A 12,496-nucleotide genomic window follows, 5' to 3' on the forward strand; every position below is an offset into this window, starting at 1 on the left:
GGACGATACCCTTTAAAATGGCGGGGAATGCTTTGCAAGTGAGCAAAATATTTCCCTATCTATCTACCAATCTTGAATTGTGATATTCTTAGGAAAATAAAGGAAATAAGTGAAATTTCAAGGAGAATAGTAAAAATGATTATTGTATTGAATGGGGTTTCAAGTTCAGGAAAATCTTCTCTAGCGAAAGAATTGATATCATTATTGCCTGACTACTTTGCTTTTAGCATCGATGATTATGATTACATTATTGAAAAAATGGAAGACAGGGATAATGAAAGGCTTATTCCTGTAGAAACCGAGTATTTTTACTACAAGAATGCAGCCATGTTTTCTGATCGAGGCGTGAATTTGATACTGGATCAAATCATTCATGACTCCACAACCGCAAAACTTTTCTATAAAATATTGAAGGATCACCCAGTCCTATTCATTGGCGTCCACTGCCCTGAGGAAGAACTAACCTCAAGGGAACAACAAAGAGGTGATCGTGCAGCCGGCCAAGCCCTCTCTCAATTGGCGTTTGTTCATAAGGAGGAAAAATACGACTTGGAAGTCAATACATTCACGCATTCTTATTCAGAATGTGCAAAAAGAATCGCCGATCGACTGAAGAGTGATGTACCAATGAATGGATTTGACAGCTCCCGCGCTTTATTTGAAAGCAAGGAGGAGAATTTTTCGGTATAAGCGAGGACATTCGGAGGAAAAAATTATGAAAGAACTGGATAAAGGGATTAAGTAATTCAGGAGCCATTTGCTCAGATTATTAGAGATACAGTTAAACGTTTTATGTCGATCAGGTTACATGTGAATTTTCAGCTTTTTTAAAAAAATTCGGGACAGTCTTCTGCCCCGAATTTTTCCTATAAACTTTATTTTTCTTTAATTCCAGAAATAAAATTTGCTTATAATCGTTTCATTAGATGAATTGAACGATGGATAAAACCATTGCTATAACTGACATACCTAAGATAATATATGATTTTCGATTACTCACTTTGGATTTCAAGGAAAGTTTCAAACCATTCATTTCTTCATTGAGCAATGCAATCTTTTTTTCCTGCTCTATAATGAGAAACTGATGATATTCCAATTGTTCATTCAAATTGCTATTAAATGTGTGTAGCTGTGATATTTCTTCATTATGCTGATTTACAACCTCTGCTTGACTTTGTACCGTCTCATCAAATGACGAGATTGCCTCTGAGTGGATTTTTAATTGTTCAGCATGCTGGCTTGTAACCTCTGATTGTTTATGTGATTTCTTCTGAAGTAATTTATTTGTTTCTGCTTGAGCTTTTAAATCTTCGGCGAATCCATTAGAAATTTTTGCTTGGGTATTAATCTTTTCTCCAAGTTCTTTATCCGCTTCAGCTTGAACTTTTAGTTGTTCAGCATGCTGATTGATAACCTCCGATTGCTTATGTAACTTCTCTTCAAGTAATTTGTCAGTTTCTGCTTGAGCTTTTAGTTCTTTGGCGAGTCCTTTTGAAATTTTTTCTTGATTATGTATTTTTTCTTCAAGTTCTTTATCCGCTTCTGCTTGGACTTTTAGTTGTTCAGCATTCTCGTTGCTGCGTTCAGTTTGGACGTTCAAGTGTTCGCTAAGGGTACTGATTTTCCCGGCTTGATTTTTCAATTGTTCTTGCAGTTTCTTCCCGGCTGTTTCATGTATTTTCAACTGGTCACTATGACGATTATCCACTGCTTCATGAACTTCCAGCTGTTTTTCGATCTGTTCGCTTTTTTTGTGTTGAACCTTCAATTTCTCATGCTGAACTTTAATGGTTTTAGTAAGGTTGTCTTGTTTTCTTAAAATATCTTCTTGTTCTTTCAATTGTTTTACTACTGTCATTAACTCTTGTCTGGCTAATGTAGATAATTCTTCTTTAGATGCACCTTTCAATTTCAATTCAAGTTCTCTAACAACAAACCGGTTACTCGCGATGTTGCTAACTCCCAGCCCAAATAAATATTTAGTAATTTTAGCTAGTTTTGTTTGAAATTCAAAAGAAACCTTTTGTGCTTCGGCTCCTGATTGTACTGCTTCCGCTAATTCGATTCCTGCAGATTGTAATTCTTCAATGGCAACTCTTTTCTTACCGAATCCAGCCGATTTATTTCTGGCGCTTTGAGCAGAAGATTTTGCATCGACAGCTGCTTCGATTGCTTTTTTTACACTCTTATCCAGCTTGTTAAGTTTACTGATCTGCCCCTGAATCAAGACAGGTAAGTCTTCATCATTGAAACTTGAAATACCTGAATCAATGACCTCATCTTGATCGATTATTACAACTTGATTCTCCAAGCTTTCTTACCCCCATTTCAAAAGATCGGTTATTTCTTCAATTAATCCAGCGTTATGTTCCTCAATGCCATCCTTATATCCGCCAATATGGTTCATCGACTTCTGTTTGCTTTCCAGGCTTCTGCGGAAAATCTAGCCGTTTGCTCCATACTATCAATCGCTTCGTTAATGGTTTTTTCAGTCGTTTCTGCTGCCATCCATGTATCAGCCTGAATGTAGAAAACTTTTGCATTCATCAAGTGCAGCCGTTCGCTGAGAACAGCCATCCTTTCCGATTCCAAATGGCTGCGTTTCATTCCCATGGATGTGTCTGTTGCAACCGAAATAGCAAATCTTCCTACTCCAACGAAGTTCACTCGAAGGATGAACTCTTTTGCAAACATGGCAGAATTTCCAGCTGATTTCACACCAGCCCGTATAGCTGCGTCCCCCAAATCCACCAGTGTAAAGGTTCCTGTAGCTATAGTAAGCATGCGGACGATCGTACGATTCTTCCAGGGTACTGTTTTCTTCCATTCTATTTCTTTAAAGCTTTGTTTTTCCTTTACTTCTGAAACCAGCCGCCTGATAAAATAAAATGCCCGTACAATTATTTCGTTCATTATTACCGGCATAGCTTGTCTTCCGATTTCATATCCGACAGCCATTTCGCTTCGAAGATCAAATTTTTCTTGGACAAAAAGTTCTTTTATTTTCTTGGCTAAGCCTGATTTATTTAAGCCAGGTATCAGGGATGTTTCTTTCAGAAGCGAAACAATCGGACCAGGAATACCCATTCCAACCCCTGCTGTTTTGTTGCTCCCCGACATATCGCTGACTAAATGGAAAAACCAATTGATTGTACCTGCAAATATTTTACTTGGGATATCACTTCCGATTAACCCCTCTCCATTGTCATCAATGGTGATTGGCAGGAAGTCTCCCTCACTGTTTTGAAAATAACCTCTCTTTGTGAATTGAGTGAGAATGGAGAAGAATAAACCTAATGGTGTTGGGTGATGTGCTAAATCATCCAAGTGGTGGCTCTTTGCAGAAATGCCTGCACCTTCCCCTTTCCAAATGTTATCACTGGGGATGTGAAACTTGTTCTCTAAAAAACGGATAGCCCCATCCAGTCTTTCTCCTTCATATCCCTTCGATTTAGCGACCTTCATAACAAAATTGTTTATCTTCTCGTTACTCCAAGCTTTTCCCCGCTCCATACTGAATTCACCAACCCACAATGAATCCACCAGTCCAGCAAGAATACCGCTTCCAACTGCAACTATATAATCCAATCCATTAGAATGGTTGGTAAGCCGGTTTATTTCTTTATTTAATTCTGCCAATCTAGTTTCGTTATCTGATAAATCCCCTTCGACGCCTTGGTAGCCTTCCTTGATGGCTTGTTCTCTTTCGTCTTTGAAACCAGTCGGGTTTTCTAGTATCTCGATACCTAGCTCTACCTCGAAATCATTCTGATCGATTTTGATTTCCGGAAAGTTAAGAATGGTTGCTTCTTTCATATGCAATTCCTCTTTTTCTGAAATTTTCTATGTATAAAGTTTTGCAGCATGCTGAATACAGTTATTATAAGCCTTACTTATTATATCAAAACTTACCATTTTAATAGGTATTTTATAACACTTAAACAAGTGTTATTTACTGGGTTAAATTACTTACTTGATATTCAATTCTTTTTTCAAGGCCTTTACTAATACAGCGGAGAAATTAAGGTTATTGTTCTTTGCTAAAGCATCCAGCCAGGCAGGCACTGTTAGGGTTTTCTTCACATAGACCTCTTTGACTTTAGAACGATGGTAAGGCATCCATATATTAATATAAAAAATTTGTTGATGTTGGGTAAGGGGGATCTTGTCTGAATCTGACCTTTCAGGCAAATCTTTTTTATCACTTTCTATATCTAATATGGTTAAGGCTAAAAACTCCTGTGATGCTGCTACATAATCTTCTCCCTTTTCAACACTGGTCATCATATTATTAAAATCAGGAAAAATCAGATCTACATACTCCTCCTCGGAAAAGTCCAATATAACTGGATAGGTATAATTTTGATCCAAATAATACACCTCTTTCAACAAGTTAATTAATTTCATTATAACACGTGTTAAATACGTGTCAACAACATGCTTAATTGTTAGGATTTCACACATGTGGTAAAATATTCACATACCCTTTTATTCATATGTGTCGAACTGGAATCCAGAAAATACAGTTACAATTATGGAAAAAAATATATTAGCAGAAACATCTTTTACTTTAATAGCAATATACAATTTAATTAGGAAAGTCAGATAAATCATTATCCACAAAAATGAGATAAGCTATGGGTATGGTTCTTAAAAAGCGGTCGCTTACCTACTGAAACCCTCAAGCAGATAATAATTCAAACTAAAAAGATGAATTTAATTTCTGGAGGGGAAACCATATGAATTTTAAAAAGGTGGAAAAGATACTTAAGAAAAATGGATGGGTCCACATACGGACATCAGGTTCTCATTTTCAATTTAAAAAAGTGGGAATTGATTTTGTAGCTACGCTTCCAAATCATGGTGCTAAGGATTTGTCCATTGGAGTATTAAAAAGCCTTGAAAAGGGGACTGGCCTATCTATTAAAAATTAGATAGGCTTTATAAATATATCCCTCTTTATCTCCTTACTTTCATACTCTGAAAGATCGTCGATTAACCTTACATTATTAAACTTCATTCCTAAATACCTCTTGCACACACTCTCTCCCAAAATGAAAGACTTTAATTGAAAATCTTTTTTTCTTATAGTTAGTAGAGAGCATTTTTATCAACGCTTTCCTTAAAAGCTAAAGACAGAGAGGTTTTTTATATGAAGATTGATTCCCCTAATATACCAAATGAGCTGCCCTTGAAGAATTTCAATGATATTTTTTATGAGGAAGATCCCGAATTGGAGTTGTGTGAGATTCATGACTCTGTTTTTGAAAATGAGGTCCTGCCAAGAGTCCGGTTATATCGGATGACCATTCGCAACAGCAAGTTCACCAACACGGATTTCTCCGGGATTGATATTACGGATGTTGCATTCGAGAATTGCGATTTTTCCAATGCCAATCTGAGTGCTTCGTCGATACATAGGACTTCCTTCAAGAACTGCAAACTGCTGGGTGTGGATTTTACGGATTCGCGCTTTGGAAACGTGCAGTTCCATGATTCACTTCTCAACTTGGCTTCTTTCGGCGATTCCAAGCTGGAAAAAGTGATCATGCAGGATACATCGCTGGAACGATCGGACTTTTACCAATGCAAATTCAAAAAGGCTGAATTCACCCGATGCAATCTGGATGGCGCAAGCTTTGAAAGTGCCCCGCTTAAAGGAGTCGACATCAGCACCTCCATGTTTGAATCCATTTCTGTGTCGATCCCTGATTTGAAGGGCTGCAAAGTATCGACTAATCAAGCCATTCAATTCGCTGCGTTATTGGAGCTTGTCATTGTAGATTGATTCTTTATTGGGAAGGACAGGCAGGCTTTCATGTGAAAAGGATGCCTGCCTCCGTTTTTGAATCGCCACCGTTTTTAAAAATGATTATTCATTTCTCAATTCCCATTAATACTTTTTCACACAGAAAAAAGCACTTTCAATTGTTTCGGAAAAGTGCTTTTTTTCTGCAAAGGGAGACTGAACAGGCGCAGCCTTTTACATTAATCAGCCGTATTGCTTTATTCTTTTAGGGCCGTATTCACTGCTTCAACTGCATGGATAACAGTTGTATTAAATAATGGCACTTCTGAATCCTCTGGTTTGACCAATAATCCTATTTCCGTACATCCCAAAATGATTCCTTCAGCTCCTTCTGCCACTAAGTGTTTAATGACAGACTTATAATACTCCTTCGATGACTGCTTGATCTGCCCTAAACATAACTCTTCGTAAATAACTTTATTGACATTGGTTCGTTCTTCTTCATCTGGAACCAACACGTTGATTCCCTTCGATTTGATACGGGATTTATAAAAATCCTGCTCCATTGTGTATTTTGTCCCAAGTAAACCGACAGTTTTGATATTGGACCGTTGGATTTGGTGCGCTGTAGCATCAGCAATATGTAATACAGGAATGTTGATCCCCGCCTCTATATGATCAATCACTTTATGCATTGTATTTGTACAAATCACTATGAATTCCGCACCTGCTTTTTCTAAAGAGGATGCAGCTTCTCCCAATGCTTTACCGGCACCTTCCCAATCACCTTCAGCTTGAAAGCGTTCAATCTCATCAAAATCTACACTATACAGCAGACATTTCGCTGAATGTAATCCACCTAATTTTTCTTTAACCATTTCGTTGATTATTCGGTAATACTCTACGGAAGACTCCCAGCTCATTCCGCCTATAAGGCCAATCGTTTTCATCATTTCCCCTCCTGATACACATTTTTTATCAAATTTTCACTCATCTTATATTCAATACCCCCAGCCGTCAACCGATGATTTAATATTTATAAAATTTTATTCAAGAATGATTTTTCCAAAAGGAGGAAACATAAGTTCATAAGGTACACAAAAAATACTTCCCGATGGAGGTAAGGAATCATATTTATAAAATGGGTTGAGTTGTTTCTTAAAACAGTTCCAACAAGAGGCAGCACATGAAGAAAGGAGAATGATTCGTGGAATCCATTTGGCTGGAATACGGATGGACTTTATTGATCTTAATCGGGCTTGAAGGCTTATTATCCGCTGATAATGCACTTGTTCTTGCTGTCATCGCCAAACACCTGCCTGACGACGAGAAAAATAAAGCCATTAAATACGGGATCTTTATGGCATTTGCCTTCAGATTCATCGCACTGTTCGCCATTTCGTTCATCGCTAACGTCTGGCAGATACAGGCAGTGGGTGCTGCCTATTTACTGTACTTAGGATTGAAGCACGTCATCAAGGCTAAGTTTGGGAAAGAGAATGAGAATGTCCATAAAGATGATGAGGAAGAGGCGAAAGGAAAAGGCTTCTGGCCGACGGTGGGAAAAATCGCGCTTGCCGACCTTGCATTTGCAGTCGATTCGATCCTGGCTGCCGTTGCACTTGCACTCGGTCTCCCGGACTCCCCTCTTGGAGATTTCGGCGGAATGGATGGCGGACAGTTCATCGTTGTCGTCCTTGGAGGAATCGCCGGCCTTATCCTCATTAAATACGCGGCAACCTGGTTTGTGTCGCTGCTTGAAAAACGGCCGGCCCTGGAAACGACCGCATACGCCATCGTCGCCTGGGTTGGGGTCAAACTGGCTGTGATCACACTTGCCCATGAGGATATCGGTGTATTGGACCACCATTTCCCGCACAGCACCTTATGGACATTGATCTTCTACGGAGTCCTCGTCGGGATCGCCTTACTCGGCTGGTTTGCACCGGGAAGCAAGAAATCCGGGGAGAGCAGCGGGTAATTCAGGGTAATATGATTTGGGCAAAGTACAGGAGTTCGGATCCAAAAAAAATGAGCATCATTTGCCTTAGCTTTTGGTGCTCTCTTTCATTGCATTATAACCTTTATTAACTTGAGATTCGCCTAGTGCAGATTAAACATGGAACTACTTAAATAGTAAATCAATATGTGTTCTAACATATAAGTTATAATTGTGGCTTTATCTGTGTTGGGTAACGAGTATTGTACCATTACAGTTAATTATGAAAGTATTAGACAATATTTTACCTAAAGATCAATTCACTTGTGAGTACGGCTAAAATTATGACGATAATTATTAGGACGAACTCAATTACAGTATATTCCAAATCAAACCAAGTCACAAGGTAAGGTAATAGGTTAAGATATAATACTATTAATACAATAGTAACAGTATATTTCAAAAGTTTCTTTATGAAATTTTTCATAATTATTCTCTCCAATGATCGAAATATTTAAATGTTCTGTTTTTTTAAAGAAGAGTACTAGTAATACCATTAGTATTAGATTTGTACTTATGACTTCCGAATTTAAACCAGTTTACGTACACCGTATATTAGTAATACAGGTATTAATAAACTCCTTTATCAACTTCCTCTTGGTACTTTTCAACTTGTTTATTGTTATCAATAAGGCCGTATTCCTTTTCCAGTTCAGGTTTCAGTTTCAACCAAATCGCATTCTTTTCATAGATGTCTCTGTCGAATTCGTGGTTTAGCTCTTCCAACGATAAACCCAAAGCAGCAGCATACGCCTGCATTTGTGGCAATTCAAAGGTATCAGGACCTTCCTTAATATATTGGTCTACTTCTTCCTCGGTAACTGTCACACCGTATTTTTCTTTCGCTATGGACTTCCAGACTTCATCTTCTTTCAGTGCTCTTTCCGCTAACTTTATTACTTGATCATCTGTTAAATCTGATTCATAAGACAATTGTTCTTCTGCTAAGATTCTTATTAACCACTTATTTAAACTTCCATCTGCCTCAAGTTCATCGGCATCAGATACGGCCTTTTCAAAGACCTTTTCATAATCCTCATAAGTGTATGTATCTGCAATCTCCTTCAAATCTTCATCACTCTTCATTTTCACTTCTATCTTATCACTGCCATTTGTTTGGCAACCTGAGAATAAAATTAGTCTCATTACAAAAAATCCGATACATTTTATTACTTTCATTTACTTCCCCCTAATTGGAAATTCCCAGAAAATAAGTTTCGGATTAAACAATATTCCATGAGGTGCTGAACCTGAAAAAGCCTTTATGGATGTCTAAAATCAAATTTTTGATTTGGCACATCCAACGTATGCCCGTTAATCACTACTGTATCATTGTCAGTCCACACAATAGTTGCAGTTTCCTCTCTATAATTCCAATATATATTCTCCGTTTTAAGATTTTTTGCATTAAAAACCAATTCACCACGAACAGAATAAGAAGTCGTGGCTCCTCCATTGGTGACATAAGCTTTCAGTGTATACTTACCATCAGGGGATATTTGTTCTGTAAGATAGTCCCCTTTCGGCAATCTATTCATGTCATAAAACGCCCAATAGATCCCATAAGCTGCTATGACAAATAATATTAAAAAAACTATTAAGAATGATTTTACTATTTTTTTCATTGGACCTTTCTCCTGACTGCTGTATATAAAAAGATATCCCGCTACAAAAATGAAAAACGGACGATAGCCGGATTTTCGGCTATCGTCCGATACTATGTATAATTATATCGTCTAAATCCAATCTTTTCCATGATTATCTATGAACATAATATCATTTTGATAAAGTTCGAGGTGTCCATCATCGATCATCTTTAGAAACGCCGCATCACCTTGAGCTGCTTTTCTTTTAATTGTTTTACATAACCCTTCCAATCTCTGCATTAGCACTTCCAGAAAATCCTCTTCTATACTCTCACCATATATTTCAAAAAACAGCTTCACCCTTTGCTTTATGCGGGTGGCATCCAGCAATGGCTCATAATAGACTTTCTCGCCAGCTTCGGAAAGATGGAACCTGCTTATTGGAACGCAAGTGTAGATGGTATATGCAATATCCCAGATTCTTGGTCCTGGTCCCGCTGCATCGAAATCAATAATGCCGGCTGGAACTTTATCTTTAAAAATGATATTGTATCTGGCAAAATCATTATGGCATAATACTTCAGGATTTTCAGGGGTATTATCAAGGGGTTCCCAGTCATCCATTGGGAAATCACTGACGGCGTCATGGTATTGACGCAGCATCCTGGCTATTTCCTTCAAAGCTTCATTGGACCACATGTAGTCTTTTAACGGGTCATTACCCGCTTCCCCGTCGATATAAGTTAAAATCTCTCTCCCATTATCATCAATTCCTAAAAATCTGGGTGCATAACTGAACCCTTTATTCTCCAAATGCTTTAATAACTTATGGATTTTTGAACTGTTTGGATTTAATTCACGCCTGACAGTATCTCCTATACGGTAAACACTTGTGACATTTCCTCCTGTCAGCTTTTCTTCATTGGCACGGCCCGGCACCTGCAACCCCTCCATTCTCACTACCAATATACTGCAAACTTACCCAGACGGGAATTTCTACTCCACAAAGGACTCCAAAAACGTAATTACATAGTACCCAAAGAAGAAGTGCACCACCTGAAGGATAAAGAATATCACAAAGATGATGATAAAGTTCCTTACGATTGATTGCTTGAGCTGCAGGTAGTAACCTATCGACCATATAACATAAATCAATACGAGATGAATGTGTTCGGCAGTGTAGGGGTCAGGCTGAGGAGCGAAATGCAATCCAAAGTATATAAAAAAACCCAATACCAACAATCCTGCAAGCAATAGAATATTCGTTATGTGAATGGCTGACCTGATATTCCCACCTCCTTGCATTACACACCGCGAGCAGCTTCATTATCTAAAAAAATGACATGTCCATCAAGGACTGATGGCCAGCCGCAGCTCTCCTGATAATCATTATTCTCTCTATTTCTTTAATAACACTATAGTCCTATATGTAAACCAATTGAATCAGTTACGAAAAAATCCTGTAACCCTCTCAATTAGGTATTCATGCCTTTCACCCATTCTTCAATTGGGTTGTTTCGATAAAATTCATTCTGGTAAATCGTCGTAAAAACCCCGGTGAGCAGGAAAGAAAAGGCTGCTCGTTCTTTTTCAGGAGTTAAACCTTTGAATACAGAGGGAAAATCCGGCACTTGGGATTTTTCCAAAAGCAACAATTTTTGCGAAAACAGCCATATACAAAAAATGAACAACTTATTTGACAGAAGCGCTCATTAATTTTACTGCAGGAATTCCCTATGCCCTTCAAACAGCTCTCCCCCGTATTGATCAAGTACTGAATGAATCAAGGAAATGAGTTCATTTTTGTCCTCTGTTTGCATGAAGTGTCTCGAAGAACTGACCAGTTTCCCCGACAACTCATGGTCATATGACCGTAACTCCCTGGCAAACCACTTTCCTTCGCCGGTCCACTTCCCTTCAGCCTTTAACACCATTTCAGCCAGTGTACTTACCAATTTATTCAGAATAAACACGCTTTCTTCAAAGTCTTCTGAGCTTCTGAAGTCAGACAAATGGTCGGTGATTTGATACTTGGCTTCGCCTATTCTTCCCTCACTCCATCGCTCCGGCCCCTGCTCAAAAAGGGAAACTGCCCTCTCGGTTACTTCTTTGCCTGTTCCTCGTTCATCTTTGATCAAGAGGCCGTCCGCACACATTCTAATAATGGTCGGTATTCCCCTGTATCGTGCTGCCTGAAACTGAAGCTCGAGAGAAAGTGCGGTATAAATAAACGCTTCTATTTTCCAGCCTTGAAACTCATAACACTGCAGTCTTGGCGTTTCTGCTTCATCAATGATGACCAGGTCGATATCCGATTCCTTTGTAAGATTACCCTTTGCCGCACTGCCGCCAATCCATACGACCTCTGATTCAGAAAAGTTGGCCTCGATAAACTGTTGTGTAACATGCTTAATCTCATCCCTCACATGAACACCTCCCATAATCAGGATATTCACCCAGTTGGGGGAATGTTCCAGAAGACGGCAGAAGTACAGTTTCACCGCCTCGAGGATTACGAATGAAAATTTAAAAAGTTGAATATTTCTCTGAAATGGAAAACCAACAGAGGATTTTCACCCCTTTTTAGAGAAGTTATCGAAAGCAAGTTATATAAAACCTTACAATTTAAGGGAGTGAGTGAAAATGGATGTTTTTGTAACCCAATATGACTGGATTCAACGTACAAGAGAAACCTTATTTCAATATTGTGAAAGCATGTCAGAATCAGATTATGTAAAAGAACTTGAAAGCTTTGGAGGGGATTCCATTCGGAACCTCCATGCGCATGCAGCGGACTGTTACCGTGTTTGGTTGGGGACACGTGCACTTGGAAAATCAATTCCACAGATAACTCCTGAGTCTATTAAAAATACTCATGAAATGAGAGAGGTTTTTACAAGAACGGACCAATTGGTTCAGGAATTTCTAAATGCATTCGAAGGAAAGTGGGATCATACTGTTCAAGTATCTTTCTCTAATGGACATATTACAGACTTTACCTCATTATGGCTTTTCACCCACACGATTACCCATGAATTTCATCATAAAGGACAAATAGTGAAGTTTGGCAGACAGCTTGGGTATACCCCGCCTGATACAGACCTCATAGAAGATTGGTGACGGAATTATACAGCTTTAAATTTTACAATCAGAGGTGAAACG

General features: G+C 38.5%; 15 protein-coding genes. 5 read left to right on the forward strand and 10 right to left on the reverse strand.

Annotated features, from left to right (window positions below; all coding sequences use genetic code 11):
* Positions 1-135 precede the first annotated feature (135 nt).
* Positions 136-690 carry a chloramphenicol phosphotransferase CPT family protein gene (locus D3H55_RS21105; RefSeq protein WP_119549290.1) on the forward strand — a complete coding sequence of 185 codons (555 nt, stop codon included), beginning with the start codon at positions 136-138 and terminating at the stop codon, positions 688-690.
* Positions 691-922: 232 nt separating this feature from the next.
* Here D3H55_RS21105 and D3H55_RS21110 read toward each other — a convergent pair whose 3' ends face one another.
* The 3 genes from D3H55_RS21110 to D3H55_RS21120 all read right to left on the reverse strand — a co-directional run bounded on the left by D3H55_RS21110 (position 923) and on the right by D3H55_RS21120 (position 4,371).
* Positions 923-2,311, reverse strand: coding sequence for a coiled-coil domain-containing protein (locus D3H55_RS21110; protein WP_119549291.1), 1,389 nt, complete (start codon positions 2,309-2,311; stop codon positions 923-925).
* A gap of 92 nt (positions 2,312-2,403) precedes the next feature.
* Complete coding sequence (locus D3H55_RS21115) at positions 2,404-3,816, reverse strand: hypothetical protein (RefSeq protein ID WP_119549292.1); 1,413 nt, start codon at positions 3,814-3,816, stop codon at positions 2,404-2,406.
* Positions 3,817-3,969: 153 nt separating this feature from the next.
* Positions 3,970-4,371, reverse strand: a complete 402-nt coding sequence (locus tag D3H55_RS21120) for a type II toxin-antitoxin system HicB family antitoxin (protein WP_119549293.1) — start codon at positions 4,369-4,371, stop codon at positions 3,970-3,972.
* Positions 4,372-4,739: 368 nt separating this feature from the next.
* Here D3H55_RS21120 and D3H55_RS21125 point away from each other — a divergent pair, with 368 nt between their 5' ends.
* Complete coding sequence (locus D3H55_RS21125) at positions 4,740-4,934, forward strand: type II toxin-antitoxin system HicA family toxin (RefSeq protein WP_119549294.1); 195 nt, start codon at positions 4,740-4,742, stop codon at positions 4,932-4,934.
* A gap of 218 nt (positions 4,935-5,152) precedes the next feature.
* Positions 5,153-5,788, forward strand: a complete 636-nt coding sequence (locus D3H55_RS21130; protein ID WP_119549295.1) for a pentapeptide repeat-containing protein — start codon at positions 5,153-5,155, stop codon at positions 5,786-5,788.
* A gap of 218 nt (positions 5,789-6,006) precedes the next feature.
* Here the strand turns inward: D3H55_RS21130 and D3H55_RS21140 are convergent, their stop codons facing one another.
* Positions 6,007-6,699 carry an aspartate/glutamate racemase family protein gene (locus tag D3H55_RS21140; RefSeq protein WP_119549297.1) on the reverse strand — a complete coding sequence of 231 codons (693 nt, stop codon included), beginning with the start codon at positions 6,697-6,699 and terminating at the stop codon, positions 6,007-6,009.
* A 257-nt stretch (positions 6,700-6,956) separates the two neighbouring features.
* Here D3H55_RS21140 and D3H55_RS21145 point away from each other — a divergent pair, with 257 nt between their 5' ends.
* On the forward strand, positions 6,957-7,730 hold the full coding sequence (locus D3H55_RS21145) for a TerC family protein (protein ID WP_119549298.1): 774 nt from the start codon (positions 6,957-6,959) through the stop codon (positions 7,728-7,730).
* Between the two features lie 588 nt (positions 7,731-8,318).
* Here the strand turns inward: D3H55_RS21145 and D3H55_RS21155 are convergent.
* From D3H55_RS21155 to D3H55_RS21175, 6 genes are all read right to left on the reverse strand, one after another.
* Entirely contained in the window at positions 8,319-8,927 is a 609-nt protein-coding gene (locus D3H55_RS21155; RefSeq protein WP_119549300.1) for a hypothetical protein, read from the reverse strand.
* An 83-nt stretch (positions 8,928-9,010) separates the two neighbouring features.
* Entirely contained in the window at positions 9,011-9,373 is a 363-nt protein-coding gene (locus D3H55_RS21160; protein WP_119549301.1) for a DUF5412 domain-containing protein, read from the reverse strand.
* Positions 9,374-9,484: 111 nt separating this feature from the next.
* Complete coding sequence (locus D3H55_RS21165) at positions 9,485-10,288, reverse strand: aminoglycoside phosphotransferase family protein (protein ID WP_119549302.1); 804 nt, start codon at positions 10,286-10,288, stop codon at positions 9,485-9,487.
* Positions 10,289-10,330: 42 nt separating this feature from the next.
* On the reverse strand, positions 10,331-10,567 hold the full coding sequence (locus D3H55_RS21170; RefSeq protein ID WP_136035771.1) for a hypothetical protein: 237 nt from the start codon (positions 10,565-10,567) through the stop codon (positions 10,331-10,333).
* 242 nt (positions 10,568-10,809) lie between these two features.
* Positions 10,810-10,980, reverse strand: coding sequence for a hypothetical protein (locus D3H55_RS24595; RefSeq protein ID WP_168413203.1), 171 nt, complete (start codon positions 10,978-10,980; stop codon positions 10,810-10,812).
* 72 nt (positions 10,981-11,052) lie between these two features.
* Positions 11,053-11,760 carry a nucleotidyltransferase domain-containing protein gene (locus D3H55_RS21175; protein ID WP_119549304.1) on the reverse strand — a complete coding sequence of 236 codons (708 nt, stop codon included), beginning with the start codon at positions 11,758-11,760 and terminating at the stop codon, positions 11,053-11,055.
* Positions 11,761-11,977: 217 nt separating this feature from the next.
* Between D3H55_RS21175 and D3H55_RS21180 the strand changes: the two genes are divergently transcribed.
* Positions 11,978-12,454: a DinB family protein gene (locus tag D3H55_RS21180; RefSeq protein WP_119549305.1), complete on the forward strand. Its 477-nt coding sequence runs from the start codon at positions 11,978-11,980 to the stop codon at positions 12,452-12,454.
* Positions 12,455-12,496 lie beyond the last annotated feature (42 nt).

The sequence above is a fragment of the Bacillus salacetis genome (assembly GCF_003581585.1).
Lineage (GTDB): Bacteria > Bacillota > Bacilli > Bacillales > Bacillaceae_B > Rossellomorea > Rossellomorea salacetis.